The 25,968-nt window shown below is 62.2% G+C and carries 34 protein-coding genes and 1 pseudogene; 1 reads left to right on the top strand and 34 read right to left on the bottom strand.

Annotated features, from left to right (window positions below; genetic code table 11):
• Positions 1 to 124: 124 nt before the first annotated feature.
• The 31 genes from rplQ to rpsL form a co-directional block, all read right to left on the bottom strand.
• Positions 125 to 541 carry a 50S ribosomal protein L17 gene (rplQ, locus tag J6524_RS20340; RefSeq protein ID WP_028349036.1) on the bottom strand — a complete coding sequence of 139 codons (417 nt, stop codon included), beginning with the start codon at positions 539 to 541 and terminating at the stop codon, positions 125 to 127.
• A 158-nt stretch (positions 542 to 699) separates the two neighbouring features.
• Positions 700 to 1,731, bottom strand: coding sequence for a DNA-directed RNA polymerase subunit alpha (locus tag J6524_RS20335; protein WP_225673691.1), 1,032 nt, complete (start codon positions 1,729 to 1,731; stop codon positions 700 to 702).
• Between the two features lie 106 nt (positions 1,732 to 1,837).
• The gene (rpsK, locus tag J6524_RS20330) at positions 1,838 to 2,227 is read right to left on the bottom strand and encodes a 30S ribosomal protein S11 (RefSeq protein ID WP_006021048.1); all 390 of its coding nucleotides are present in this window, start codon (positions 2,225 to 2,227) and stop codon (positions 1,838 to 1,840) included.
• Positions 2,228 to 2,344: 117 nt separating this feature from the next.
• Positions 2,345 to 2,713: a 30S ribosomal protein S13 gene (rpsM, locus tag J6524_RS20325; protein ID WP_225673689.1), complete on the bottom strand. Its 369-nt coding sequence runs from the start codon at positions 2,711 to 2,713 to the stop codon at positions 2,345 to 2,347.
• Between the two features lie 183 nt (positions 2,714 to 2,896).
• The gene (locus J6524_RS20320; protein ID WP_225673687.1) at positions 2,897 to 3,754 is read right to left on the bottom strand and encodes an adenylate kinase; all 858 of its coding nucleotides are present in this window, start codon (positions 3,752 to 3,754) and stop codon (positions 2,897 to 2,899) included.
• A gap of 75 nt (positions 3,755 to 3,829) precedes the next feature.
• Complete coding sequence (gene secY / locus J6524_RS20315) at positions 3,830 to 5,161, bottom strand: preprotein translocase subunit SecY (protein WP_225673685.1); 1,332 nt, start codon at positions 5,159 to 5,161, stop codon at positions 3,830 to 3,832.
• A 144-nt stretch (positions 5,162 to 5,305) separates the two neighbouring features.
• Positions 5,306 to 5,794, bottom strand: coding sequence for a 50S ribosomal protein L15 (gene rplO / locus J6524_RS20310; protein ID WP_225673683.1), 489 nt, complete (start codon positions 5,792 to 5,794; stop codon positions 5,306 to 5,308).
• An 83-nt stretch (positions 5,795 to 5,877) separates the two neighbouring features.
• Positions 5,878 to 6,072: a 50S ribosomal protein L30 gene (gene rpmD, locus J6524_RS20305; protein ID WP_225673681.1), complete on the bottom strand. Its 195-nt coding sequence runs from the start codon at positions 6,070 to 6,072 to the stop codon at positions 5,878 to 5,880.
• A gap of 35 nt (positions 6,073 to 6,107) precedes the next feature.
• The gene (gene rpsE / locus J6524_RS20300; protein ID WP_225673678.1) at positions 6,108 to 6,683 is read right to left on the bottom strand and encodes a 30S ribosomal protein S5; all 576 of its coding nucleotides are present in this window, start codon (positions 6,681 to 6,683) and stop codon (positions 6,108 to 6,110) included.
• Positions 6,684 to 6,744: 61 nt separating this feature from the next.
• On the bottom strand, positions 6,745 to 7,104 hold the full coding sequence (rplR, locus tag J6524_RS20295; protein WP_225673676.1) for a 50S ribosomal protein L18: 360 nt from the start codon (positions 7,102 to 7,104) through the stop codon (positions 6,745 to 6,747).
• Between the two features lie 11 nt (positions 7,105 to 7,115).
• Positions 7,116 to 7,649: a 50S ribosomal protein L6 gene (gene rplF, locus J6524_RS20290; RefSeq protein ID WP_225673674.1), complete on the bottom strand. Its 534-nt coding sequence runs from the start codon at positions 7,647 to 7,649 to the stop codon at positions 7,116 to 7,118.
• A gap of 16 nt (positions 7,650 to 7,665) precedes the next feature.
• Positions 7,666 to 8,064, bottom strand: coding sequence for a 30S ribosomal protein S8 (gene rpsH / locus J6524_RS20285; RefSeq protein WP_225673672.1), 399 nt, complete (start codon positions 8,062 to 8,064; stop codon positions 7,666 to 7,668).
• 14 nt (positions 8,065 to 8,078) lie between these two features.
• The gene (rpsN, locus tag J6524_RS20280; RefSeq protein ID WP_225673670.1) at positions 8,079 to 8,384 is read right to left on the bottom strand and encodes a 30S ribosomal protein S14; all 306 of its coding nucleotides are present in this window, start codon (positions 8,382 to 8,384) and stop codon (positions 8,079 to 8,081) included.
• Between the two features lie 44 nt (positions 8,385 to 8,428).
• Positions 8,429 to 8,986 carry a 50S ribosomal protein L5 gene (gene rplE, locus J6524_RS20275; protein ID WP_225673668.1) on the bottom strand — a complete coding sequence of 186 codons (558 nt, stop codon included), beginning with the start codon at positions 8,984 to 8,986 and terminating at the stop codon, positions 8,429 to 8,431.
• Complete coding sequence (gene rplX, locus J6524_RS20270) at positions 8,979 to 9,293, bottom strand: 50S ribosomal protein L24 (protein ID WP_225673667.1); 315 nt, start codon at positions 9,291 to 9,293, stop codon at positions 8,979 to 8,981. Before rplX ends, rplE begins: the two co-directional genes overlap by 8 nt.
• Positions 9,293 to 9,661 (bottom strand): 50S ribosomal protein L14, encoded by a 369-nt coding sequence (rplN, locus tag J6524_RS20265; protein WP_011473865.1) that lies wholly within the window; start codon positions 9,659 to 9,661, stop codon positions 9,293 to 9,295. The genes rplX and rplN overlap by 1 nt, the downstream gene beginning before the upstream one ends.
• Before the next feature lie 75 nt (positions 9,662 to 9,736).
• Positions 9,737 to 9,985 carry a 30S ribosomal protein S17 gene (gene rpsQ / locus J6524_RS20260; protein WP_011473866.1) on the bottom strand — a complete coding sequence of 83 codons (249 nt, stop codon included), beginning with the start codon at positions 9,983 to 9,985 and terminating at the stop codon, positions 9,737 to 9,739.
• A gap of 10 nt (positions 9,986 to 9,995) precedes the next feature.
• Complete coding sequence (rpmC, locus tag J6524_RS20255) at positions 9,996 to 10,202, bottom strand: 50S ribosomal protein L29 (protein ID WP_225673665.1); 207 nt, start codon at positions 10,200 to 10,202, stop codon at positions 9,996 to 9,998.
• Positions 10,203 to 10,207: 5 nt separating this feature from the next.
• Entirely contained in the window at positions 10,208 to 10,621 is a 414-nt protein-coding gene (rplP, locus tag J6524_RS20250; RefSeq protein WP_225673663.1) for a 50S ribosomal protein L16, read from the bottom strand.
• Between the two features lie 31 nt (positions 10,622 to 10,652).
• Positions 10,653 to 11,360: a 30S ribosomal protein S3 gene (rpsC, locus tag J6524_RS20245; RefSeq protein ID WP_225673661.1), complete on the bottom strand. Its 708-nt coding sequence runs from the start codon at positions 11,358 to 11,360 to the stop codon at positions 10,653 to 10,655.
• Positions 11,361 to 11,380: 20 nt separating this feature from the next.
• Positions 11,381 to 11,767 (bottom strand): 50S ribosomal protein L22, encoded by a 387-nt coding sequence (rplV, locus tag J6524_RS20240; RefSeq protein ID WP_225673659.1) that lies wholly within the window; start codon positions 11,765 to 11,767, stop codon positions 11,381 to 11,383.
• 10 nt (positions 11,768 to 11,777) lie between these two features.
• Positions 11,778 to 12,056 (bottom strand): 30S ribosomal protein S19, encoded by a 279-nt coding sequence (rpsS, locus tag J6524_RS20235; protein WP_024509042.1) that lies wholly within the window; start codon positions 12,054 to 12,056, stop codon positions 11,778 to 11,780.
• 12 nt (positions 12,057 to 12,068) lie between these two features.
• Positions 12,069 to 12,902, bottom strand: a complete 834-nt coding sequence (gene rplB / locus J6524_RS20230; RefSeq protein WP_225673657.1) for a 50S ribosomal protein L2 — start codon at positions 12,900 to 12,902, stop codon at positions 12,069 to 12,071.
• A gap of 13 nt (positions 12,903 to 12,915) precedes the next feature.
• Positions 12,916 to 13,215: a 50S ribosomal protein L23 gene (locus J6524_RS20225; RefSeq protein WP_225673655.1), complete on the bottom strand. Its 300-nt coding sequence runs from the start codon at positions 13,213 to 13,215 to the stop codon at positions 12,916 to 12,918.
• Positions 13,212 to 13,832, bottom strand: a complete 621-nt coding sequence (rplD, locus tag J6524_RS20220; RefSeq protein ID WP_225673653.1) for a 50S ribosomal protein L4 — start codon at positions 13,830 to 13,832, stop codon at positions 13,212 to 13,214. Before rplD ends, J6524_RS20225 begins: the two co-directional genes overlap by 4 nt.
• 1 nt (position 13,833) lies before the next feature.
• Positions 13,834 to 14,553, bottom strand: a complete 720-nt coding sequence (gene rplC, locus J6524_RS20215; protein ID WP_225673651.1) for a 50S ribosomal protein L3 — start codon at positions 14,551 to 14,553, stop codon at positions 13,834 to 13,836.
• A 49-nt stretch (positions 14,554 to 14,602) separates the two neighbouring features.
• A complete protein-coding gene (gene rpsJ / locus J6524_RS20210) occupies positions 14,603 to 14,911 on the bottom strand; it encodes a 30S ribosomal protein S10 (RefSeq protein ID WP_002712302.1) in 309 nt (102 codons plus the stop codon).
• A gap of 95 nt (positions 14,912 to 15,006) precedes the next feature.
• The gene (gene tuf / locus J6524_RS20205; RefSeq protein WP_225673649.1) at positions 15,007 to 16,197 is read right to left on the bottom strand and encodes an elongation factor Tu; all 1,191 of its coding nucleotides are present in this window, start codon (positions 16,195 to 16,197) and stop codon (positions 15,007 to 15,009) included.
• Between the two features lie 40 nt (positions 16,198 to 16,237).
• Positions 16,238 to 18,310: an elongation factor G gene (fusA, locus tag J6524_RS20200; protein WP_225673647.1), complete on the bottom strand. Its 2,073-nt coding sequence runs from the start codon at positions 18,308 to 18,310 to the stop codon at positions 16,238 to 16,240.
• 30 nt (positions 18,311 to 18,340) lie between these two features.
• Positions 18,341 to 18,811 (bottom strand): 30S ribosomal protein S7, encoded by a 471-nt coding sequence (rpsG, locus tag J6524_RS20195; RefSeq protein ID WP_225673645.1) that lies wholly within the window; start codon positions 18,809 to 18,811, stop codon positions 18,341 to 18,343.
• A gap of 15 nt (positions 18,812 to 18,826) precedes the next feature.
• Entirely contained in the window at positions 18,827 to 19,198 is a 372-nt protein-coding gene (gene rpsL, locus J6524_RS20190) for a 30S ribosomal protein S12 (RefSeq protein ID WP_008969396.1), read from the bottom strand.
• A 660-nt stretch (positions 19,199 to 19,858) separates the two neighbouring features.
• Between rpsL and J6524_RS38025 the strand changes: the two are divergent.
• A pseudogene (locus J6524_RS38025) lies at positions 19,859 to 20,268 on the top strand (FAD-dependent oxidoreductase); the annotation flags it as partial.
• A 37-nt stretch (positions 20,269 to 20,305) separates the two neighbouring features.
• Here the strand turns inward: J6524_RS38025 and J6524_RS20175 are convergent.
• The 3 genes from J6524_RS20175 to J6524_RS20165 all read right to left on the bottom strand — a co-directional run bounded on the left by J6524_RS20175 (position 20,306) and on the right by J6524_RS20165 (position 25,883).
• The gene (locus tag J6524_RS20175; RefSeq protein ID WP_225673639.1) at positions 20,306 to 22,333 is read right to left on the bottom strand and encodes an ABC transporter ATP-binding protein; all 2,028 of its coding nucleotides are present in this window, start codon (positions 22,331 to 22,333) and stop codon (positions 20,306 to 20,308) included.
• Positions 22,334 to 22,482: 149 nt separating this feature from the next.
• Positions 22,483 to 24,537, bottom strand: a complete 2,055-nt coding sequence (locus J6524_RS20170; RefSeq protein ID WP_225673637.1) for an FAD-dependent oxidoreductase — start codon at positions 24,535 to 24,537, stop codon at positions 22,483 to 22,485.
• A 248-nt stretch (positions 24,538 to 24,785) separates the two neighbouring features.
• On the bottom strand, positions 24,786 to 25,883 hold the full coding sequence (locus J6524_RS20165) for a helix-turn-helix transcriptional regulator (RefSeq protein WP_225673635.1): 1,098 nt from the start codon (positions 25,881 to 25,883) through the stop codon (positions 24,786 to 24,788).
• Between the last annotated feature and the right edge of the window lie 85 nt (positions 25,884 to 25,968).

The raw sequence follows: 25,968 nt of genomic DNA, 5'->3' as shown, positions 1-25,968 counted from the left end.
TCCAATGATGCTCCTGCGATTGTCACACCGCATTGGATCAGTTTGGAAGATCGTACACGTTTGAACGATAAATAAAAAAAGCGGCGCCCGCGGCGCCGCTTTTGAAACCTGCGATTTGGAAAACTTACGCCGCTTCGGCGGACTTCTCCTCCACCGGACCGGAGTCCTGACCCTTGGCGTCGACGTCGCGGTCGACGAATTCGATCACGGCCATCGGGGCGTTGTCGCCGTAGCGGAAGCCCGCCTTTATGATGCGGGTATAGCCGCCCTGGCGGTCCTTGTAGCGGGGCGCCAGCGTGTCGAACAGCTTCTTGACCTGATCGACGTCGCGCATCTCTGAGATCGCCTGGCGGCGCATGGCGAGACCGCCCTTCTTGCCAAGGGTGACCAGCTTCTCCACGATCGGGCGCAATTCCTTGGCCTTCGGCAGCGTGGTGACGATCTGCTCGTGCTTGATCAGCGCGGCGCACATATTGGCGAACATCGCGCGGCGATGCTCGGCGGTGCGGTTGAGCTTGCGATGAACCTTGCCGTGACGCATTGGAGTATTCCTTCTTCAATTCTGTCGCGGTGGTTCAGCGACAAGTTTCTCAGGTGGGCTTCCTGCGTTCGCCCTGTCATTTCGAGGCGCGCGAAAGCACGAACCCCGAATCTCGGGATTCCGGATCGCCGCTTCGCGACGTCCGGAATGACGAATCCTTAGTAGTGATCCTCGAAGCGCTTGGCGAGCTCGTCGATATTCTCTGGCGGCCAGCCCGGCACTTCCATGCCGAGATGCAGACCCATCTGGGCCAACACTTCCTTGATCTCGTTCAGCGACTTGCGGCCGAAGTTCGGGGTGCGGAGCATTTCCGCTTCGCTCTTCTGCACGAGGTCGCCGATATAGACGATGTTGTCGTTCTTCAGGCAGTTTGCCGAACGCACCGACAGTTCGAGTTCGTCCACCTTCTTGAGGAAGGCCGGGTTGAAGGCGAGATCGGGGATGATCTCCTGGGCGACTTCCTTGCGCGGCTCTTCGAAGTTCACGAAGACGTTGAGCTGATCCTGCAGGATGCGAGCGGCATAGGCCACCGCGTCCTCCGGCGTGATCGCGCCGTTGGTCTCGATCGTCATGGTCAGCTTGTCGTAATCGAGGATCTGGCCCTCGCGGGTGTTCTCGACCTTGTAAGAGACCTTGCGCACGGGCGAGAACAGGCTGTCGACCGGAATCAGGCCGATCGGCGCGTCCTCGGGGCGGTTACGCTCGGCGGCAACATAGCCCTTGCCGGCAGCGACCGTGAACTCCATGCGGATTTCCGCGCCCTCGTCCAGCGTGCAGAGCTGCAGTTCGGGATTGAGCACGACGATATCGCCGACGGTCTGGATGTCGCCGGCCGTGACGACGCCGGGACCCGACTTCTTCACGACCATGCGCTTGGGGCCTTCGCCCTGCATCTTGATCGAGATGTCCTTGATGTTGAGCACGATGTCGGTGACGTCCTCGCGAACGCCAGCGATCGAAGAGAACTCGTGCAGCACGCCGTCAATATGTACCGACTGCACGGCGGCGCCCTGCAGCGACGACAACAGGATACGACGCAGCGCGTTACCGAGCGTCTGGCCGAAACCGCGCTCGAGCGGCTCGGCGACGACGGTCGCAAACCGGGTCGTGTCGGAGCCCGGCGTTACCTGCAGCTTGTTCGGTCGAATGAGTTCTTGCCAATTTTTCTGGATCGTCACTTTGTCACCCATGTGCCAGTCGATGGGTATTCCGATCACTGGCGTTGGAGATCGCGGATCAGTCCGCGGAAAATTCCAAAAAACAATCGCGGGCGGCAGAACCGCCCGCAATCGAACATCAAACGCGCCGGCGCTTGCGCGGACGGCAACCATTGTGCGGGATCGTGGTCACGTCGCGGATCGACGTGACGGTGAAGCCCGCCGCCTGCAGCGCACGAAGCGCCGATTCGCGGCCCGAACCGGGGCCGGCAACTTCCACTTCCAACGTGCGCATGCCGTGTTCCTGCGCCTTCTTGGAAACGTCTTCGGCCGCGACCTGCGCGGCGTAGGGGGTCGACTTGCGCGAGCCCTTGAAGCCCATCGTGCCGGCCGACGACCAGGCAATGGTGTTGCCCTGCGCATCGGTGATGGTGATGGTCGTGTTATTGAAAGACGAATTCACATGCGCGATGCCGGAGGCGATGTTCTTGCGTTCGCGGCGGCGTACGCGGGTGGCTTCCTTGCCCATTAATCTAAACCTTCCTGTGATCTCAAGCGCCGCCGTACTGCCAGCGGCTACACCTAAAAGACGAATGGTGAGTGGCGAATAGAACCATTCGCTACTCCCCATCCGCTGTTCGCTTAATTACTTCTTTTTGCCGGCGATCGCCTTGGCCGGGCCCTTGCGCGTGCGCGCATTGGTGTGGGTACGCTGGCCGCGCACCGGCAGGCCGCGGCGATGACGCAGGCCGCGATAGCAGCCGAGGTCCATCAGCCGCTTGATGTTGATGCCGGTCTCACGGCGAAGGTCGCCTTCGACCAGATAGTCGCGGTCGATCACTTCGCGGATCTGCAGGACTTCCTGGTCGCTCAGCTGGCTGACGCGACGATCGAGCGGGATCTTGACCTTCTCCATGATGTCGGCGGCATTCTTCTGGCCGATGCCATGGATGTACTGAAGCGCGATCAGGACGCGCTTGTTGGTCGGGATATTCACGCCGGCAATACGGGCCACGGACTTCTCTCCTGTCGCCGGTCCCCCATGGACCGGGCTATGTTCTTGCTAACTCGGGCAGGTGTCCGCAAACGCGAACACGACGCCCTCCCCTCATCTGCTTCGGGGCCCGGCATCGTCATAAAACTATCCGACTTGGATGCGGGCTTATTAATGGATTCAACTCGGTTTCGTCAACCGCCTCTAACGCTTAGCTCGCTTTTTCGTGACCTTTTTAGCCGCCTTCGGGGCGGTCCGTTTGAACGCCTTTTTGGCCTTTGCGGTGCCCCGTCCCCTGGCGGCCACGGCAGCCTTCCGACCAGCCGTCTTGACGGCCTTCCTGGGCCCTCTGGAGGTCGTTTTAACGGTCTTGCGAGTGTTTTTAGCCGCTTTGGCGGCCTTCTTGCCCGCTGGCCTGGCGGTCTTTCTGGTGGCTCCCCTGGCCTTCCGGGCCGGGGCCGCCTTGGGTTCCAGCGCGCCGACGGCGGACAGAATCCGGTTAACCTCGCGCGTCACCTGCTCGATCGTCATCATCCCGTCGACGGTGGCGAGCTTGCGCCGCTCCGAATAGTAGTGAATCAGCGGCTCGGTCTGCGAGCGATAGGCGGCAAGGCGTTTGATCAGCACTTCCGGCGTATCGTCGACACGCACCTCCTCGCCGCGCGCCTGCATCTCGGCGACGCGGGTTTCGACGCGCTGCAAAAGCGCACTCTCATTGACGCGCAGTTCGACCACGGCATCGAGCTTGAGGTGTTTTTTCTTCAAGAGCGCATCCAGCGCCTCGGCTTGCGGCACCGTACGCGGGAACCCATCGAGGACGAAACCTTTGGCGGCGTCCGGCTGATCGATCCTGTCAGAGATGATTCCGACCACGACATCGTCGGGCACCAGCTGGCCGTTGGCCATCAGGTCCTTGGCCTTAAGCCCGACCGGCGTCTCGGCAGCCACGGCGGCGCGCAGCATCTCGCCGGTCGAGAGCTGCACGATCCCATAGCGCTGTACCAGCCGCTGCGCCTGGGTACCCTTCCCCGACCCCGGCGGTCCCAAAAGGATCAATCTCATGACTATTCGCCCCCCGGCTTGGTGAGCGAATGCCGCACACCTTTATTGGAATTTCAGACCATGCCTATCTGCTGATCAGCGGCGGCGGCCCCTCAGCTTCGACTTCCTGATCAGCCCCTCATACTGATGGGCCAAGAGATAACCCTGCACCTGCGCCACCGTATCCATGGTCACGCTGACGACGATCAGAAGCGAGGTTCCGCCGAAGTAGAACGGCACCGATGCGTAGGAGATCAGGATTTCGGGAATCAGACAGACGATCGCCAGATAGATCGCACCGACCACGGTAATGCGCGACAGCACGTAGTCGATATATTCGGCGGTGCGCTCGCCCGGGCGGATGCCGGGAATGAAGCCGCCGTGCTTCTTCAGATTGTCGGCGGTCTCGGTCGGGTTGAACACGATCGCCGTGTAGAAGAAGGCGAAGAACACGATCAGCGCCAGATAGAGGATCAAAAACAGCGGACGGCCATGGCTGAGCTGGGTGTTCAGCCACTGGAACCATTCAGGCCCCTTGCCGGCATTGAAGTTCGCGACCGTCGCAGGCAGCAGGAGCAGCGACGAGGCGAAGATCGGCGGGATCACGCCCGAGGTGTTGAGCTTGAGCGGCAGATGGGAGGACTGGCCCTCGAACATCTTGTTGCCGACCTGGCGCTTGGGATACTGGATCAGAAGCCGCCGCTGCGCGCGCTCCATGAACACGATGAAGGCGATCACGGCGACCGCCATCACGATCACGACCAGGATCAGGCCGGTCGACAGCGCGCCTTGCCGGCCCAGTTCCAGCATGTTGGCGAGCGCCGAGGGCAGCTCGGCCACGATGCCGGCCAGAATGATCAGCGAGATACCGTTGCCAATGCCGCGCGAGGTGATCTGCTCGCCGAGCCACATCAGGAACATGGTGCCGCCGGTCAGCGTGATCGTCGTCGAAAGCAGGAAGAACATGCCGGGTTCGCTGACGACATTGCCGGCGCCCTGAAGTCCGATGGCGATGCCGTAGGCCTGGAAGGTGGCCAGAACCACCGTGAGATAGCGGGTGTACTGGTTCAGCGTCTTGCGGCCGGCCTCGCCTTCCTTCTTCAGCGCTTCGAGCTGCGGGGAGACCGTGGTCAGGAGCTGGATGATGATCGATGCCGAGATGTACGGCATGATGTTCAGCGCGAAGATCGCCATGCGGTTGATGCCGCCGCCGGCGAACATGTTGAACATGCCGAGAATGCCGCCGGCCTGCGACTTGAACACCTGTTCCCAGGCGCTGGGGTCGATGCCGGGTAGCGGGATATAGGTACCGAGCCGATAAACAAGCAGCGCACCCAACGTAAACCAGATGCGCTTCTTCAGTTCGTCGGCTTTCGCCAGAGCGCCGAAATTGAGGTTTGCCGCAAGTTGTTCTGCTGCTGAGACCATGTTCAGGCTTTCTCCCGTCGCCTCCGAGACCGAGGCCCTTCCCGGGGCCATCGGCAGACGCCGGACATTATTTGGTGCTCGGCTTCGATAAGTCCATCATCCGCGAGGCGGATCGCCCGCCCTTCGCGGGCGATGACGCAGATGTTACGCCGCCTCGCCTTCTTCCTTCTTGGCCGGGGCAAGAATCTTCACCGAGCCGCCCGCCTTCTCAACCGCCGCAACCGCGGACTTGGAGGCGCCGTACACCTCGATCGCGAGCTTGGCCTTGAGTTCGCCGCGGCCGAGCAGCCGCACGCCGTCCTTGGCGCGACGGATCACGCCAGCCTTCACCAGCGATTCGGCGGTAACCGTATCCTTGGCGTCGATCTTCTTGGCGTCGATCGCCTGCTGCAGGCGGTCGAGATTGACCTCGGCGAAGTCGAGCTTGAAGATGTTGTTGAAGCCGCGCTTCGGCAGGCGGCGATGCATCGGCATCTGACCGCCCTCGAAGCCCTTGATGCGTACGCCCGAACGCGCGGTCTGGCCCTTGCCGCCGCGGCCCGAGGTCTTGCCCTTGCCCGAACCGATGCCACGGCCGACGCGCATGCGCTTTTTGCGCGAGCCGGCGTTGTCGGCGATATCGCTGAGCTTCATCGTTAGCTTCCTTATCCTTGAAGCATGATCTTGACCGAAAACCGGTCCCCACTTTTCGGGATCATGCTTCCGTCTTGCCTGACTTACTTCTCGCCGACGACGCGGACGAGATGCTGAACCTTGGTGATCATACCGCGAACCTCCGGCGTATCCGGAAGTTCGGCAATCCGGCCGATCTTGTTGAGCTTGAGGCCGATCAGCGTCGAACGCTGCGAATGGTGGCGGCGGATCGCGCTGCCGGTCTGCTCGACCTTGATCGTCTTTGCGGCCTTGGCCATCGTCTTAACTCCAATAAGCGTCTGAACAGCGCCGGTTATTCAGCCACCGCCTCGGCGTCGCCGCCGATGCGGCGCGACTGCAGCGTGGACACCTTGATGTTGCGGCGCGCCGCAACCGAGCGCGGCGAATCCTGATGCTTCAACGCGTTGAAGGTCGCGCGAACCATGTTGTAGGGATTCGAGGAGCCGATCGACTTCGCCACCACGTCCTGGATGCCGAGCGTTTCGAAGACCGCGCGCATCGGACCGCCGGCGATGATGCCGGTACCGGCCGGAGCGGCACGCAGATAGACGCGGCCCGCGCCATGACGGCCGGCGATGTCGTGATGCAGCGTGCGGCCTTCGCGCAGCGCCACGCGCGTCAGGTTGCGCTTCGCCGATTCCGTCGCCTTGCGGATCGCCTCCGGCACTTCGCGCGCCTTGCCGTGGCCGAAACCGACCCGGCCCTTCTGGTCGCCGATCACGACCAGCGCCGCAAAGCCGAAGCGCTTGCCGCCCTTGACGACCTTCGCCACGCGATTGATGTGGACGAGCTTGTCGACGAACTCGCTGTCGCGCTCCTCGCGATCCCTGCTCCGTTCGCGTCCGCCGCGTTCGCGTTCACCTGCCATGGTGTTTTCCAATCTTTAGGGGAAGAAAGCCCCTGTCCTCGTAAATGTCCAAACCGGTTCGTTAGAAGCTCAGTCCGCTCTCGCGGGCTGCATCGGCGAGCGCCTTGACGCGCCCGTGGTAGAGATAGCCGCCGCGATCGAACACCACTTCCTTGACGCCGTTCTTGACGGCGCGCTCCGCCAGCAGCTTGCCGACGGCTTTGGCCGCATCGATGTTGGCGCCCGTATTGCCGCTCTCGCGCATGGCCTTTTCCAGCGACGAGGCGGAAGCCAGCGTCTCGCCCTTCTGGTCGTCGATGACCTGGGCGTAGATGTGCTTCGACGAACGGAACACCGACAGGCGCGGGCGTCCATTGGCGGACCGGCGCAGCGCGTTGCGCACGCGCTGCTTGCGCCGGGCATTCGTGACCTTCAGTGACATGACCGGCTCCGTTACTTCTTCTTGCCTTCCTTGCGGAAGATGAATTCGTTGGCGTACTTCACGCCTTTGCCCTTGTAGGGTTCCGGCGGACGGTAGGCGCGGATCTCGGCGGCCACCTGCCCGACGCGCTGGGAATCGGTGCCCGTGATCGTGATCTCGGTCGGCTTCGGCACCGCGACGGTGATGCCTTCCGGGATCGGATAGATGACGTCGTGGCTGTAGCCGAGCGCGAGCTGCAGGTTCTTGCCTTGCATCGCGGCGCGGTAACCAACGCCGGTGATCTCGAGCTTCTTCTCGAAACCCTTGGTGACGCCTTCGACGAGGTTTGCGACCTGCGCGCGCGCGGTGCCGTACATCGACTGCGCGCGATTGGTCTTGAACCGCGGCGCGACCTTGACCGCCCCGCCCTCGAACTTCACCTCGACGTCGTCATGCACGACGAACTGAAGCTGGCCCTTCGGCCCCTTCACCTTGACGGTCTGCCCTTCGACGGTCGCCGTTACACCGGACGGGATCGCGACAGGCTTTTTGCCAACACGTGACATGGCTAAAAATCCTTCCTCAGAACACCGTGAAGAGAACTTCGCCGCCCACATTCGCGTCACGCGCGTCGTGGTCAGCCATGATTCCCTTCGGCGTCGACAACACCGAAATGCCGAGACCGTTGTTCACGCGCGGCAGGTTCTTCACCGAGGCGTAAACCCGGCGGCCCGGCTTGGACACCCGCTCGATCTCGCGGATGACCGGCTCGCCATCGAAATATTTCAGCTCGATCTCGAGCTCGCTACGGCCCGAGGCGTGCTCGACGCTGGCATAGCCGCGAATATAGCCCTCCGCCTTCAGCACATCGAGCACGCTGGCGCGCATCTTCGAGCCCGGGCTCGTGACCTTGGACTTCGAACGCATCTGCGCGTTGCGAATGCGGGTGATGAGATCGGAAATCGGATCGTGCGTTGACATCCTGACGACCCTCCTTACCAGCTCGACTTGACGAGCCCGGGAACCAGGCCCTTGGAGCCGAGCTCACGCAGCGCGATGCGGGAAAGCTTGTTCTTGCGGTAGTTCGAGCGCGGACGACCGGTCAGTTCGCAGCGGTTGCGGATGCGCGTCGGCGACGAATTGCGCGGCATCTGGGCGAGCTTCAGCGTCGCCGCAAACCGCTCTTCCATCGGCTTGGTCTTGTCGGCGATGATCGCCTTCAGCTTCGCGCGCGCAGGCGCGGCGTTCTTGGCCATCCGCTTGCGCCGGTTGTTCTTCTCGATCGAACTCTTCTTTGCCATGCTTGGCTCCTGGGTTTCCGCGTTTGAGAGGCTTTAAGGGCGTCTCACTGCCGGAACGGGAAATTGAAAGCGGTCAACAAGGCGCGCGCCTCGTCGTCGGTCTTGGCCGTGGTACAGACCGTGATGTCCATGCCGCGGGCTTCCGAAACCTTATCGAAATCGATTTCGGGGAAAATGATGTGCTCCTTGATGCCGAGCGAATAGTTGCCGCGGCCGTCGAAGCTCTTCGGGTTGAGGCCACGGAAGTCGCGCACGCGCGGCAGCGCCACGTTCACCAGGCGATCGATGAACTCGTACATCCGCGCCTTGCGCAGCGTGACCTTACAGCCGATCGGCTGGTTCTCGCGCAGCTTGAAGGTCGAGATCGCGATCCGCGAATAGGTCACGACCGCCTTCTGACCGGCGATCAGCGTCAATTCGGCAGCCGCGGTTTCGGCCTTCTTGCGGTCATTGACGGAATCGCCGACGCCCATGTTGAGCACGACCTTGTCCAGCCGCGGCACCTGCATGACGTTGGCATAGCCGAACTTCTCAGTCAGCTGGCCACGAATGGTCCGGTCATACTCCGCGCGCAGGCGCGGCACGTAAGCGGTATCAGCCATCGATCTCTGCTCCCGAGCTCTTGGCAATGCGTACCTTCTTGCCATCAGCCTGAATTTTGAAGCCCACGCGGGTCGGCTTTCCGTCCTTGCCGACATAGGCGATGTTGGACAGGTGGATCGGCGACTCCTTGGAGATGATGCCGCCTTCCTGATTCTGGGTCTGCTTCTGGTGACGCTTCACCATGTTGATGCCGCGCACCAGCGCCGTGTTGTCGGCAGGGCGGACCTCATACACTTCGCCGGTCCGGCCCTTATCGCGGCCGGTCAGCACCATCACCTTGTCACCCTTGCGGATCTTGGCAGCCATCACAGCACCTCCGGCGCAAGCGAGATGATCTTCATGTGGTTCTTGGCGCGCAGCTCGCGCGGCACGGGCCCGAAGATACGCGTGCCGACCGGCTCCGACTGGTTGTTGATCAAGACGGCGGCGTTGCGATCGAAGCGGATGACCGAGCCGTCGGCGCGGCGGATATCCTTGCGGACCCGAACCACGACGGCCTTCATCACGTCGCCCTTCTTCACCTTGCCGCGCGGGATCGCTTCCTTGATCGACACGACGATAACGTCGCCCACGGTGGCATAGCGGCGCTTGGAGCCCCCCAGCACCTTGATGCACATGACACGGCGTGCGCCGGAATTGTCGGCCACGTCGAGGTTGGTCTGCATCTGAATCATTGATGCACCTCGTCCTCTTTCTGCGCTCTATCGCGCTCAAAATTTTCCTGAATTACTTCGACTGAGCCGAAGTTATCAGGCGGTTTTCTTCTGCTCGCCCCGGACCACGGTCCAGCGCTTCAACTTCGAGATCGGCTTGCTTTCCTCGATCCACACCACGTCGCCCGGCTTGAACTCGTTGTTCTCGTCGTGCGCGTGGTAGTTCTTGGAACGGCGGATCGTCTTCTTGTAGATCGGATGGGTGAAGCGGCGATCGACGCGCACCACCACCGTCTTGGCTTGCTTGTCGCTCACGACCACGCCCTGGAGGGTACGTTTCGGCATAGGCGGCCCCTTACTTCTTCTTCGCGCGAAGCTGCGCGGCGATGGTCTTGATGCGGGCAATGTCGCGGCGCGTTTCGCGCAGACGCGAGGTGTTCTCCAGCTGCCCGGTGGCGCGCTGGAAACGCAAGTTGAAACGTTCCTTCTTCAGATTGAGGACGGCCTCCTCCCTCTGGTCGTCGCTCATCGCGCGGATGTCTTCCACTTTCATCGGGGCCATGACAATTACTCCGCAATGCGCGCGACGAAGCGCGTCTTGATCGGCAGCTTGGCGGCGGCGAGCGTAAGCGCTTCTCTCGCGGTCTGCACGTTGACGCCGTCGATCTCGAAAATCACACGGCCGGGCTTGACCCGCGCCACCCACAGTTCCGGCGTGCCCTTGCCCGAGCCCATGCGGACTTCGGCGGGCTTCTTCGACACCGGCACGTCAGGGAATACGCGGATCCAGACGCGGCCGGCGCGCTTCATGTGACGGGTCAGCGCGCGGCGCGCGGCTTCGATCTGGCGGGCGGTGACGCGCTCGGGCGCCATCGCCTTCAGGCCGAACTGACCGAACGACAACGTCGCACCTGAAGACGCAACGCCGTGGATACGGCCCTTATGCGCCTTCCGGAACTTCGTTTTCTTTGGTTGCATCATGGCTTTAAGCCCTCAAACCTTCTCTAATTTCTCACGCTGCGGCAGCGTCGCGGCGCGGACGCGAACCACCCTCGCCCTCGGCCATCTTCTTGTCCTGGGCCATCGGATCGTGCTCGAGGATTTCGCCCTTGAAGATCCAGACCTTGACGCCGCAGGTGCCGAACGTCGTGAACGCCGTCGCCACGCCGTAGTCGACGTCGGCGCGCAGCGTGTGCAGCGGTACGCGGCCTTCGCGGTACCATTCCATGCGCGCGATTTCCGCGCCGCCGAGGCGGCCCGAGCAGTTGATGCGGATGCCTTCGGCGCCGAGACGCATTGCCGACTGCACCGCCCGCTTCATGGCGCGGCGGAAGGCAACACGGCGCTCGAGCTGCTGGGCGATCGATTCAGCGACCAGCGTGGCGTCGAGCTCGGGCTTGCGGATTTCGACGATGTTGATGACGACGTCGGAAGCCGTGATGTCGGCAACGCGCTTGCGCAGCTTGTCGATATCTGCGCCCTTCTTGCCGATCACGACACCGGGACGCGCCGAATGGATCGTCACACGGCACTTCTTGTGCGGACGCTCGATCACGATGCGGGCCACCGCCGCCTGCTTGAGCTCCTTGTGCAGGATCTCGCGGATCTTGACGTCCTCATGCAAGAGCTTGCCGTATTCGCTCTTGCCGGCGAACCAGCGCGAATCCCAGGTGCGGTTGATGCCGAGACGCAGCCCGATTGGATTGATCTTTTGACCCATCGTTTTCTCCTGCGCCCTCTTTAAGCGCCAGCCTCGGCCTCGACCTGACGAACCACGATGGTCAGGTGCGAGAACGGTTTATAGATACGGCCCGAGCGGCCACGGCCGCGCGGCGAAAAACGCTTCATGACGATGCCGTTGCCAACATGGGCCTCGGCAACGACGAGATCGTCGACCTCGAGGTCATGGTTGTTCTCGGCATTCGCGATCGCCGATTCCAGGCACTTCTTGACGTCGACCGCGATCCGCTTGCGCGAGAACTGCAGGTCGGCGAGCGCTGCCGACGCCTTCCGGCCGCGGATCAGCTGCGCGACCAGATTGAGCTTCTGCGGGCTGACGCGCAGCATCCGGGCGACTGCCTTGGCCTCGTTGTCCGCGAGGCTACGTTCGCGCTTTGGTTTGCTCATCGTCTATTCCTCAAGCCTTCTTGGCTTTCTTGTCGCCAGAGTGGCCATGGAAGGTGCGGGTCGGCGAGAACTCGCCGAACTTGTGACCCACCATTTCCTCGTTGACCGAGACCGGCACGTGCTTCTGGCCGTTGTAGACGCCGAACGTCAGGCCGACGAACTGCGGCAGGATGGTCGAGCGGCGGCTCCAGATCTTGATGACGTCGTGACGGCCGGACGCGCGCGCAGCATCTGCCTTCTTGAGCAGAGAGGCTTCGACGAACGGGCCTTTCCAGACTGAACGAACCATGTCCGGCGTTCCTTACTTCTTCCGCTTGTGGCGGCTTAGGAGGATGAATCGGTTGGTCGACTTGTTCGACCGGGTCTTCTTGCCCTTGGTCGGCTTGCCCCACGGGGTGACCGGGTGGCGGCCGCCCGAGGTGCGGCCTTCGCCGCCGCCATGCGGGTGATCGATCGGGTTCATGACGACGCCGCGGTTATGCGGGCGCCAGCCCATCCAGCGGGTGCGGCCGGCCTTGCCGATCGAGATGTTCATGTGGTCGGGGTTCGACACCGCACCGATGGTGCCGCGGCAACGGCCGTGCACCAGGCGCTGCTCGCCCGAGTTCAGGCGCAGAATGACGTACTCCTGGTCGCGGCCGACGATCTGAGCGTAGGTGCCGGCCGAACGCGCGATCTGGCCGCCCTTACCGATCTTCATCTCGATGTTGTGGACGATGGTGCCGACCGGCATGTTGCCGAGCGGCATGACATTGCCGGGCTTCACGTCGACATGGTTGCCGGCGACGACCGTATCGCCCGCAGCGAGCCGCTGCGGCGCCAGGATGTAGGCCTGCTCGCCGTCCTGATACTTGATCAGCGCAATGAACGCGGTGCGGTTCGGATCGTATTCCAGCCGCTCGACGATGGCGGGCACGTCGACCTTGTTCCGCTTGAAGTCGACCAGGCGGTAAGCCTTCTTATGGCCGCCGCCGCGGAAGCGCACGGTGATGCGGCCGGTGTTGTTGCGGCCGCCATTGCCGAGCTTGCCCTCGGTCAGCGCCTTCACCGGCTTGCCCTTGTAGAGGGCCGAACGGTCGACCATCACCAGCTGGCGCTGGCCTGGCGTCGTCGGATTATATGTTTTCAATGCCATCGCTTAAGTCGCCTTATAGTCCGGTGGTGACGTCGATGCGGTGGCCCTCTTCGAGGGTCACAACCGCCCGCTTCACGTCCGACTGCGAACCGAAATTGCCGCGGAACACCTTGGTCTTGCCCTTGCGGACCAACGTGTTCACGCTCTTCACCTTGACGTCGAACAGCTTCTCGACGGCTTCCTTGATTTGCGGCTTGGTCGCCTTGTTGGCGACCTTGAACACGACCTTGTTGTGCTCGGACGCAACCGTCGCCTTTTCGGTGATGACGGGTGCGACGATCACGTCGTAATGGCGCGGATCGATATTCTTCATTTGAAGCGCGCCTCCAGCGCATCGACTGCCGCCTTCGTCAGCACCAGCTTCTGACGACGCAGAATGTCGTAGACGTTGATGCCCTGGATCGGCAGCACGTCGATATTCGGAATGTTGCGGGCCGCGGTCGCGAAACCGGCGTTCAGCTCAGCGCCATCGATGATCAGCGCATTGGTCAGGCCGAGACCTGAGAAGTGGCCGACCAGCGCCTTGGTCTTGGCTTCCTTGACCTCTGCGCTGTCGATCACGATCAGCCCGCCGTCCTTGGCCTTCGCCGACAGAGCATGCTTGAGCGCCAGCGCGCGCACCTTCTTCGGCAGGTCGGTCGCGTGAGAGCGAACAACGGGGCCGAACGCGCGGCCACCACCGCGGAACTGCGGCACGCGAGCCGAACCGTGACGGGCTCCGCCGGTGCCCTTCTGCTTGTACATCTTCTTGCCGGTGCGCCAGATTTCGGCGCGGCCCTTGGCCTTGTGCGTACCGGCCTGGCGCTTGTTGAGCTGCCATTGCACGCAACGCTGGATGATGTCGGCGCGCGGCTCGAGACCGAAAATCGCGTCCGAGAGCTGGACCGATCCGGCTTCCTTGCCTTCAAGGGTCGTGACTTTCAGTTCCATCTCACGCGCCCTCCTGCTCGGCCGGAGCCTGAGCCTGCTCGCCGCCGGCGACCTTGAACTTGCCGGGCTTCGGAGCATCCTTCGGCAACGGCTTCTTGATGGCGTCGCGCACCGCGATCCAGCCGCCCTTGGAGCCGGGAACGGCGCCTTCGACGAGGATCAGGCCGCGCTCGACGTCGGTCTGCACCACGCGCAGGTTCAGCGTGGTGATGCGGTCGACGCCCATGTGACCGGGCATCTTCTTGTTCTTGAAGGTCTTGCCGGGATCCTGGCGTCCGCCGGTCGAACCGATCGAACGGTGCGAGATCGAGACACCGTGGGTGGCGCGCAGACCGCCGAAATTCCAGCGCTTCATGCCGCCGGCAAAGCCCTTACCGACCGAGGTGCCGGTGACGTCGACGAACTGGCCGACGACGAAATGGTCCGCCTGAATCTCGGCGCCGACCGGAATCAGCGCGTCTTCCGACACGCGAAACTCGGTGACCTTCCGCTTCGGCTCGACCTTAGCGACCGCGAACTGGCCGCGTTCAGCCTTCGGCATATAGACGGTCTTGCGGGTACCGGCACCGAGCTGCAGCGCGACGTAACCGTTCTTCTCTTTCGTGCGGTGGCCCAGCACCTGGCAGTTGCCCAGCTTCAGCACGGTCACGGGGATATGTTCGCCGGTCTCCGTAAAGACCCGCGTCATCCCGACCTTTTGTGCGATCACTCCGGAGCGCATCGGCGTGCTTCCTGTTCTTTCTGTCCGCTAACGTCGGACGATCTGAAAATTAGAGCTTGATCTCGACATCGACACCGGCGGCCAGGTCGAGCTTCATGAGCGCATCGACGGTCTGCGGGGTCGGGTCGACAATGTCGAGAAGGCGCTTGTGGGTGCGCATCTCGAATTGTTCACGGCTCTTCTTGTCGACGTGCGGCGAACGGTTGACGGTGAACTTCTCGATGCGGGTGGGCAGCGGAATGGGTCCGCGAACCTGGGCACCGGTACGTTTCGCCGTGTTCACGATCTCGCGGGTCGACGTATCGAGGATACGATGGTCGAACGCCTTGAGACGGATGCGAATATTTTGGCCGTTCATTGCCGTTTGTCTTTCTTTGTCGCGTAGGGCGAGTGGTGAGCAGCGAATAGCGAATGGAGCCGATCCACTCGCTACTCGCTATTCCCTGTTCGCTTTTACTCAATGATGGCGGCGACGACGCCGGCGCCGACGGTGCGGCCACCTTCGCGGATCGCGAAGCGCAGCTTCTCTTCCATCGCGATCGGCACGATCAGGTGCACTTCCATCGCGATGTTGTCGCCCGGCATCACCATCTCGGTGCCTTCGGGCAGGTGCACGACGCCGGTCACGTCGGTGGTGCGGAAGTAGAACTGGGGCCGGTAGTTGGTGAAGAACGGGGTGTGACGACCGCCCTCTTCCTTGGTCAGGATGTAGGCCTCAGCCTTGAACTTGGTGTGCGGCTTGACCGAACCCGGCTTCGCCAGCACCTGGCCGCGCTCGACTTCCTCGCGCTTGGTGCCGCGGAGCAGCGCGCCGATGTTGTCGCCCGCCTGCCCCTGATCGAGCAGCTTGCGGAACATTTCGACGCCCGTGACGATGGTCTTCTGGGTGTCGCGCAGACCGACGATTTCGATTTCCTCGCCGACCTTGATCACGCCGCGCTCGACACGGCCGGTGACGACGGTGCCGCGGCCCGAGATCGAGAACACGTCTTCCACCGGCATCAGGAACGGCTGGTCGATCGGACGCTCCGGCTGCGGAATGTACTCGTCGACATTGCGCATCAGCTCGAGAATCGCGTCGTGGCCGAGCTTCTTGTCCTTGTCTTCGAGGGCGGCGAGCGCCGAGCCCTTGATGATCGGGATCTTGTCGCCCGGGAACTCGTACTTCGAGAGCAGCTCGCGGACTTCGAGCTCGACGAGCTCGAGCAGTTCCGGATCGTCGACCATGTCGCACTTGTTGAGGAACACGACGAGCGCGGGTACGCCGACCTGACGGGCAAGCAGGATGTGCTCGCGGGTCTGCGGCATCGGGCCGTCAGCGGCCGACACGACCAGGATGGCGCCGTCCATCTGCGCCGCACCGGTGATCATGTTCTTCACGTAGTCGGCGTGGCCGGGGCAGTCGACGTGAGCATAGTGGCGGTTCTTGGTCTCGTACTCGACGTGAGCGGTCGAGATGGTGATGCCGCGCGCCTTCTCTTCCGGCGCCTTATCGATCTGGTCGTATGCCGTGAACGTCGCACCGCCGGTCTCAGCCAGCACCTTGGTGATCGCTGCGGTCAGCGAGGTCTTGCCATGGTCGACGTGACCGATGGTTCCGATGTTGCAGTGCGGTTTAGTACGTTCAAACTTTGCTTTGGCCATTTGACTCTCCGTTCAGTCGTTAGCTTGCAACCAACGACAATCAGGCAAACTTCTTCTGGACTTCTGCCGACACGTTCGCCGGTGCTTCGGCGTAGTGATCGAATTGCATCGTGAAGGTCGCGCGTCCCTGGCTCATCGAGCGCAGGTTATTCACGTACCCGAACATGTTCATGAGCGGCACCATCGCGTTGATGACGTTGGCATTGCCACGCATGTCCTGGCCCTGAATCTGACCGCGCCGGGAATTCAGGTCACCGATGACCGAACCAGTATAGTCCTCCGGGGTCACCACTTCGACCTTCATGATCGGCTCGAGCAGAACGGACTTGCCCATCTGCAGCGCCTCGCGGAAGCAGGCCCGCGTGGCGATTTCGAAGGCCAGCGCCGACGAGTCGACGTCGTGGAACTTACCGTCGATGAGCTGCACCTTGACGTCGACCACGGGAAAGCCCGCAACCACACCGGACGAAAGCACGCTTTCGAGACCCTTTTCGACGCCGGGGATGTACTCCTTCGGCACCGCACCACCAACGATCTTCGATTCGAACTCGTAGCCCTTGCCGGGCTCGTTCGGCTCGACGACGAGCGTCACGGCCGCGAACTGACCGGTACCGCCGGTCTGCTTCTTGTGGGTGTAGCTGTGCTCGACCCGCTTGGTGATGCGCTCACGGAACGCCACCTGCGGCGCGCCGATATTGGCGTCGACCTTGTAGGTGCGCTTGAGGATGTCGACCTTGATGTCGAGATGGAGTTCGCCCATGCCCTTGAGGATGGTCTGGCCGGACTCGTGATCGGTCGACACGCGGAAGGACGGATCCTCCGCGGCGAGCTTGGCCAGCGCCACGCCCAGCTTCTCCTGGTCGGCCTTCGACTTCGGCTCGATCGCGATTTCGATCACCGGCTCCGGGAATTCCATCTTCTCGAGGATCACCGGGTTGTTGGCATCGCACAGCGTGTCACCGGTGCGCGCTTCCTTCAGACCCGCCAGCGCGACGATGTCGCCGGCGTAGGCTTCCTTGATGTCTTCGCGGTTGTTCGCATGCATCAACAGCATGCGGCCGATGCGCTCCTTCTTCTCGCGGGTCGAGTTGATGACGCCGGTGCCGCTCTGCAGGATGCCCGAATAGATACGGCAGAAGGTGATGGTGCCGACGAAGGGGTCGTCCATGATCTTGAACGCGAGCAGCGCGAGCGGCTCCTTGTCGTCCGCCTTGCGCACGACCTCGTTGCCCTTGTCGTCGGTGCCCTTGATCGCGGGCACGTCGAGCGGCGACGGCAGATAGTCGACGACGGCATCGAGCAGCGGCTGCACGCCCTTGTTCTTGAAGGCCGAGCCGCACAGCACGGGATAGAATGCGCCGGTCAGCACAGCTTTACGGATCAGACGCTTCAGCGTCGCCTCGTCCGGCTCCTTGCCGTCGAGGTAAGCCGCCATGGCGTCGTCGTCGAGCTCGACGGCGGCTTCCACCATCTTCTCGCGGTATTCCTTGGCCTGGTCGACGAGGTCGGCCGGGATGTCGACATAGTCAAATTTGGCGCCGAGCGATTCATCGTTCCAGATGATGCCCTTCATCTTCACGAGGTCGACGAGACCCTTGAAGTTGTTCTCCGCACCAATGGGGAGCTGAATCGCGATCGGCTTGGCGCCGAGGCGGTCGACGATGTCGGCGAGACACTTGAAGAAGTCGGCGCCGGTCTTGTCCATCTTGTTGGCGAAGACGATGCGCGGAACCTTGTACTTGTCGCCCTGGCGCCAGACAGTTTCGGTCTGCGGCTCAACGCCCTGGTTAGAATCGAGCACGCATACCGCGCCGTCGAGCACGCGAAGGGAGCGCTCGACTTCGATGGTGAAGTCGACATGGCCAGGGGTGTCAATGATGTTCAGGCGCTTGCCGTTCCAGAACGCGGTGGTCGCAGCCGAGGTGATCGTGATGCCACGCTCCTGCTCCTGCTCCATCCAGTCCATCGTCGCGGCACCTTCGTGCACTTCGCCGATCTTGTGGCTCTTGCCGGTGTAATAGAGGATGCGCTCGGTGGTCGTGGTCTTGCCGGCGTCGATATGCGCCATGATACCGAAGTTGCGGTAGTCCTCGATGGCATGTTGGCGGGGCATGGTCTGTTCCCTTGATTCCGATTTTCGCCGTTACCAGCGATAGTGCGAGAAGGCACGGTTGGCTTCCGCCATCCGGTGCACGTCTTCACGCTTCTTGACCGCGTTCCCCCGGTTGTTCGACGCGTCGAGCAGCTCGGCCGAGAGCCGCTCCGTCATCGTCTTTTCGTTGCGCTCGCGCGCTGCAGTGATGATCCAGCGAATGCCCAGCGCCTGACGGCGGGTCGAGCGAACCTCGACCGGCACCTGGTAGGTGGCGCCACCGACGCGGCGCGACCGCACTTCGATGGTCGGCATGACGTTTTCCAGCGCCTGCTCGAACACCGTGAGCGGCCCCTGCTTGGTCTTGGCCTCGATCATGGCGAGCGCGCCGTAGACGATGTTTTCGGCAGCGGACTTCTTGCCGTCGTACATGATCGAGTTCATGAACTTCGTAATGACGATGTTCCCGAACTTCGGATCCGGGTTGACTTCACGCTTTTCGGCAGAGTGGCGACGAGACATCTTGTCGGTTCCCGCTTATTTCGGACGCTTCGCGCCGTACTTCGAACGACGCTGCTTACGGTTCTTGACGCCCTGGGTATCGAGGACGCCGCGGAGGATGTGGTAGCGCACGCCGGGCAAGTCCTTGACGCGACCGCCGCGGATCATGACGACCGAGTGCTCCTGCAGGTTATGACCCTCACCCGGGATGTAGCCGATCACCTCGAAGCCGTTGGTCAGGCGCACCTTGGCGACCTTACGAAGCGCCGAGTTCGGCTTCTTCGGGGTCGTGGTGTAGACGCGCGTGCAAACGCCACGCTTTTGCGGCGACTGCTGCAGCGCCGGCACCTTCTTGCGCGACTTCTGCACTACGCGCGGATTTGCGATCAGCTGGTTGATCGTCGGCATGTCAGCCTTCACCCTTTAGTTCGCGCGAAACCTTGATGATCTCGCAAATTCTTCTCGGAACTAGCCGTTCCGTTCGGCCCGCCCTGCGCGAATAAAAAACATTCGCGCAAAACGAAATCGCGCCAACCACCCATCGCTGAGCGGAAAGCGCTTCGACGCCACAGAGGACCGCAACCGAAGACCGATCAGCTTTCGCCGTCCGGCCCACCATCGAGGTCATGCATCCGAGTTCACTCTCAAGAGGACGCGCTCAAGAGAACTAAAATCGTCCTGGCATTGCCTAGCAGTATGATCGACAGCGTTTGAGCGGCATTCGTCGAGGTTGGTGCCCGTCCAGTCCAATAAGGATTTGATGGGTGTTCCGTTCCGACGCTGGCGTTGCTCACCGCCTGTCGTTAAGTGGGCGTCTTCTATAAGCGGTGGATAGCTAAGTCAAGCAAAAGGAGAACGCTGGAAACGCCTATGCTGGCTGCGGATTCAGCGTTTGCCGCAAATTCGGAAAGCCCGAAATTGTGACACGCCTGCCTTTGGCCGCCTCTCCCCAACCCCAAATTTTATCCGGGTAAATACACCAAGAAATAGCAGTCCGGCAGCCAGCTAAGCATTTGTTTGCCTTTCCGGGTGCAAAAATGTCGCACGCCGGCTGAGATTCCAGATGAAATACACGACATTGCGATCATCGGGGGCGGCCTCGCCGGCTCGACCCGCCGCCATGCTCGGGCGCGCGGGAATTCCGACCATCTGATCGACCCGCATCAGGTCTATCCCTTCTTCCGCGTCGAAAAATCAGCGGCGACGAGCGGGTCGGCCGGTTCTACCAGACCGGAATCGCCGATTCGGTGCTGCGCTCGGCCACCCATGACGGTGAAAACTGGATCGCGCGATTCGGCTACCTGCTCGACAAGAAGCCGAGCCGCCAATACGGCATCATGTACGACGCGCTGATCGGCGCTATCAGCGCCGAAATCCCGCCTCCCGCCGAACTCGTCTACACCAAGGCAGTCGATGTCTCGACCGGCGTGGAGCGGCAGAAGATCGCCTTGTCCACCGGCGACACGATCTCGGCGCGGTGCTGAGCCGGATCAGCGCCGGGTTACACCGCCCTGCTCACTCCTCGTCATCATCCTCGTCGTCATCATCCTCTTCATTGTCGTCGTCGGCCTGAGCCGCGGCGTTGTGCGCTGTATGGCCCTGGTCGTCCCAGAGCTTGCGATAGACGCCGTTGGCCGCCAGCAATTGCGCATGCGAGCCGCGCTCGATCGCCTTGCCGCCTGAAATCACGATGATCTCGTCCATCTCGACTACCGATGTGAGGCGATGCGTCGACCAGATCATGGTGCGCCCCTCCGCCACGTTCAGAAGCGTGCGGTTGATCGCGGCTTCCGTGGTCTGGTCGAGCGCCGAAGTCGCTTCGTCGAGCAGCAGCAGCGAAGGATTGCGGATGATCGCACGCGCGATCGCGATGCGCTGGCGCTGGCCGCCTGAGAGCGTGTCGCCGCGCTCACCCACCGGCGTGTCGTATTTCTGCGGCAGGCTCATGATGTAGCGGTGAATCTCCGCCTTGCGCGCGGCTTCCTCGACCTCCTCGTCGGTGGCGCCTTCCTTGCCGAGCCGGATGTTCTCGCGGATCGACATGTTGAACAGCATGTTCTCCTGGAACACCACCGCCATGCCCCGGCGCAGCGATTCGCGGGTGACGCGGCGGATGTCGACGCCGTCGATCGCCACCCGTCCCTCGTCCGGCGTGTAAAGACGCAGGATCAAATTGAGCAGCGTGCTCTTGCCTGAGCCGCTGGGGCCGACGATCGCGATGCGCTTGCCGACATCGAGCTTGAGGCTGAAATTGTCGAGCACCGGCGTCTGGCTGCCTTCATAGGCAAAGGTGACGCGCTCGAAGGAGATGTCGTTGGTGAGCGGCGGCAAATCCGGCGCGCCCGGCCGGTCGGCGCCGCGGGTCGGCTCATCAAGCAGTTCCTGGATGTGCCGCACGGCCGCCGCCGACTGAATCGACACCGGAATGAAATGCATGAGATGCGCGATGTTGTAGGACACCTCCCAAAATGCGCTTTCGAAGGTGACGAACGTGCCGATGGTGATCTGGCCCTTGGTGGCAAGATAGGCGCCGATCGCGAGCACCACGAGGTGCAACAGCAGCACGGAAATGGTGACGGTGCGCTCCACCATGGTGGAAAGGAATACGGCGGACGCTGTTTTGATGCGTACATCCTGGTTGCGCATCGTGAACCAGCCGAGCGTGCGGCGCTGCAGGCTGAACGCCTTGATCACCGCCTGCGCCGCCACGTTTTCCTGCACAGTGGCGAGCAAAGCGGCCTCGTTCAGCTTCTGCTCGTAATTCGCCTGCACCGCCTTCGGCGTGAGAATGCGCGGCCCGATCAGGGTGATCGGGAATACCAATAGCGCCACCGCCGCAAGCTGCCAGTTCAGGAACAGCATCAGGATGATGCCGGCGACCAATTCTAGGAACGGCAGAGCGGCGCTGTTGGCAAAGGTTTTGACCGAGCCTTCGAAGGCCGCAAGGTCGATCGAGAAGCGCGAAAGGATTTCGCCGCGCTTGGTGCGCGCGAAATAAGAAGACGGCAGATTCTGGACGTGCTCGAACAGCCTTGTCCGCACATCGGCAATGATGCAGGCGGCGAGCCGCGCGTCCCAGCGCTCGTACCAGACCGCGATGATCGACGTGATAATGCCGGCGACCGCGAGTACGCCCAGGATCTTGTAGAGCGCCTGGAAATCCTCCTCCCCGAGCGCGTCGTCGATCAGGAATTTCAGGCTCAGCGGCATGATGACGTTGAACAGCGTCTCGACGAGAACGCCGAAGGTCACGAAGGCGACCAGTTTCCTGTAATTGCCGAGATACGGCCTGACGAAGCCGAGGATGGTCGCCAGCGCGCCGGCGGCTTCTTTGGCGGTGAAGACGACGAGGTCCTCCTCATCATCATCGTCGTCGAGCTCCAGCTCGTCCTTTTCCTCGTCCTTGTCATCGTCCGGGGGCGTGCCGGCCGTTTTGCCGCCGGCAATGGGCGCAGCAGCCTCGGACGCGAGTTTCTTCACGCGCTCAGGATCATCCGCGGGAACGGGATTCTGATCATCCGAAGAAGGAGGCTGGGGCGCCATGAAACCAACCGATGCTGCACGGCCGGCATGACCGCAAATCGAACGCGGCAGCGCCAAAACGCCGCCGTGGCGATCCTAAGCGATCAGGATGAATTCGGCAAAACAAATGGAGCGGCCGGTTTCCTTATCGATCAGAACCGGCCTGAGCCTCAGTCGTCTGATTCGATCTTGTCGAAGAACGAATAGCGCAGGCTGTCGGCGTCGGCGTACCACTGCCCTGGCCCCTTGTTGGCCGCCAGCGTCGCGGCCCACACCGCGTCGGTGCAATCGCGACGGTGCATCGCAAGGTCGAAGCCGTTGCCGAAGAACAGTTCGGACCATTCCCACCAAGTGCCGAGCTTCTTCACACCGCGCAACAGGTCGTAGCGGTCGATCAGGGCGGGAGCCATGTCCGACGTCACTGACCCGAACACCAATCCGGTCTTCACGACGCGGTTGAGCTCGCGCACCGCCCGCGGGACTTGCCTTTCGGTGACGTGGCACAGGCTGGTTTCGAATACGAAATCAAACGTGTCGTCCTTGAACGGCATGTCGACGATGGAGCCGAGCTTGTTGAACTTACGCAGCGCCTTCGGCGTCCTGGCGTGGATCGCCCGGTTGTTTTCGATGCCCCAGGCGTCAACGCCGCGCTCGCGCAGCGCGCCGACCAACTCACCACTGGCGGAGCCGGCAACAAGCAGCTTGTAGCCTTTGGCCCGGTTCCAGACGATCTTGATCAGCTCCATCAGATAGTCCGGATCGGTAAACCGGCTCCAGACTTCGCTGTAAGGACCGAGCCCGCGGTAGTTCTCAAAATAATCACGATCGATCTTGTCGGACGATGCCACGCCCTGCTGGGCGCGGGCACGGCGCAACCGCATCATCTCGGTGAGAATGATATCGGTGGCAGCGTCGGAGGAGTCGAGCAGACCGTTGAGCGTCGAATCGAACAAATAGTCGCCGACCACGACGAGCCCCGGATGCTCCTTCGGCTCCGGGCGATGATTGGTCATGACGTCGCGCACCGGCAGGCCGCCTGGCAACGCGTTCACCGACGATAACCAGCGGTGGATCTTTCCTTCCATGAAATGATTGCGGGCATTGCCGAGGGAGGGTGGCAGCGATTTCAGCGCAGCGTCGATCAGTTCCTGGTCGCTGAGATTGGCAAAGGCCAGCGCGTCCGAGCCCGCGATCAGCCAGTTGAGGACGCCGTGCTTGCCGACATCGTGGCGGGCGCCTTCATTGTAGACGCAGCAACCGCCGAACGCTTCCGACATGAACCAGGCGCCGTGGATTTTCTCGTCCCAGAACGGCTCGTCAAACAGGATAGAAATTCGCAAGTAGTGCGCAGGCCTGTCGAAATAGGCGACGTGCTTGACCATCGACTTGCGCAGCTCTTCGCCATCCCAACGCATGGTGGCGAGCCAGGAATGCGGCAGGCACATCAGCACCAGGTCGAAATCCCGCGTTTCCGGCCCCTTCCCGTTCATCATGTTGAGCTGATAGCGGCCAGCAGAAGTTTTGCCGACCTTGAGCACGCGGTGATTGAGCTGGATGTCGGCATCGACTTCCGAGCGCAGGCACTCGATCAATTGCTCATTACCGTTCTGGATCGAGTACAGGCCGATATAGCCGTCGATATCCATCACGAAGTTCTTCAGCGCATTCAGGCCGTTGGTGTTGTGGCTCTCGGTCGCGATGTCGGAGCGCGCCATCACCTTGAAGAAGCGCTTGGCGACGGGATCGTCGACCTCCTTGTCCAGCACTTCCTCGCAAGTCATGTAGGCCCAGGGGTGCTCGTTGTCGTGGGCGCCGACGCCCTCGTAATACTCGATCGGGGACATGATCTCGGCGCAGCGCTTGCGGAACGCCTCGATCGCCGCCGCGGTCTTCTCGCCATATTTGCGGCGCATGCCCGAGACGTCGTTGAGCAGGGCGCCGTCAAGGTGCACCTGTTCGGCGTCCATCGGGATGGTCTGCAGGCCGAAATGCTGGATCAGTTCCCTTAGGGGATCCGGGCCGGTCATTGAGTAATCGTAGATTTCGGCAACGCCCGCTTCATACATCGCCGGCGCGGAATCGAACTTGCGCGAAACGATCTTGCCTCCGAGGCGGTCGGATGCCTCGTAAATCGTGACGCGGCAGAGATCGCCGAGCTTTTTCTTCAAATACCACGCACTCATCAGCCCGCCCGGGCCGCCGCCTACGATTGCAAGATCCAACATGTCGTTTCCGTCGCCCTCCGGCCCCCCTGCCATAGGGAAATCAGCCGGTTTTAACCGCATAGCAAAGGCGCTTTTCACCCTGAAGGGAAGATGAACAAAGCAGGTCCCCGCAACGCAGCAATTAAACAAAGCAGCAAAAAGGCCGCCTTGCGCCAGCCTTTTGTCTTCGCACCGTATTCTTGCGGAAAACCTACTCCGCCGAGGGGAAAGTCGGGCTTGGTTACCTAGAGCCTGCCGACGCGGACTATCTAGCCCCCTCGGAACGCCTTGCCGGCGAGCAGGCTGACAAGCTCCTGCTGGCGCGACAGGCCGGTCTTCGACAGGACGGCCTTGAGCTGACTGCGCACCGTCTCCCGATTGACGCCCGTCGCGTCGGCGAGCGCATCGATGCTCTCGGCTTGGCCGATACCCCGCGCCACCCGCGCTTCCGCCGGTGTCAGGTCGAACAGGCCTTGCAGGACCTTCGCGGTCGGCACCGCGGCGCGGTCGACCGGCGTCACCACCAACAGTGCGGCGGCCCGCGTGAAAACATCGCGCGCGGAGCCGCGGACGGGAACGACGTGCAGAACCATCGGCACGTGAGCCGCCGTGGCGGCGACCGGTATCGACTTCACGGTCCGGCTGCCGGCAGGCGGCAGCGTATCGAGCGCTTCGCCAAGCAGCGCGTCGGCCGCAATATCTGCAATCGTCACGCGCTGGGCGCGATCCTGAAACAGCGACGGTATCAGCGCATCGAACAGGCCGTTTGCCGCCAGCAGGCGGCCGGGGCCCCGCAGCACCGCACCCGGTAGACCCAGCGCCTGCAATGCGTCGACCTGAGCGCGCGCTCGCTCGAAGCCGAGGCGGTTTGCCGCAAGCGAGGCCCGGGCCAGATGCGGCCGCAGCCCGTCCAGCAGATGAACGACCTCTTGCGGCACCGGGCCGCGATCCTGATGCCGTGGCAGCACGATCGCAATTGAATCGCCGACCGGCATCGGAATGATCGTCCCGGCCCGGTAGCCGAGGCCGTGTTTGCGGTAGAAATTGCAGTAGACATCGTTGGTCGCCATCTCCTCCTCGGAGAGGAGATCATAGTCGGTGACGAAGCCCGCGCGATTGAGGGCAATGGCGCGCGGCAGATTCGGATCGCGCTCGCTCCACCCCTCGTTCAGGAAAACCGGCATGAGCTCGTCATATTCGACGGAATTGACCGCGCTGACATATCCGTCGCGCACGCCGAACAGAAAGCCGCCATTGCCGCCGACCGCCGCACCGAGTTCGCCGAGCAGCGCCGGCCAAAGGGATGGAATGAGTCCCGCCTCGTAGATGCGGTCGATCAGAGGTTCAAGATGAGCCACATCGCTCATGAGCAATTGCAAGCATTACCGTTACGGCAGGACGATCCCGCACTTGATAGCAGGCGTCACCCGTCCGGGTGAAGCCTGCGCTCGC

Source organism: Bradyrhizobium hereditatis (assembly GCF_020329435.1).
GTDB classification, from domain to species: domain Bacteria; phylum Pseudomonadota; class Alphaproteobacteria; order Rhizobiales; family Xanthobacteraceae; genus Bradyrhizobium; species Bradyrhizobium hereditatis.
This window is presented reverse-complemented; position numbering and strand designations above follow the sequence as displayed.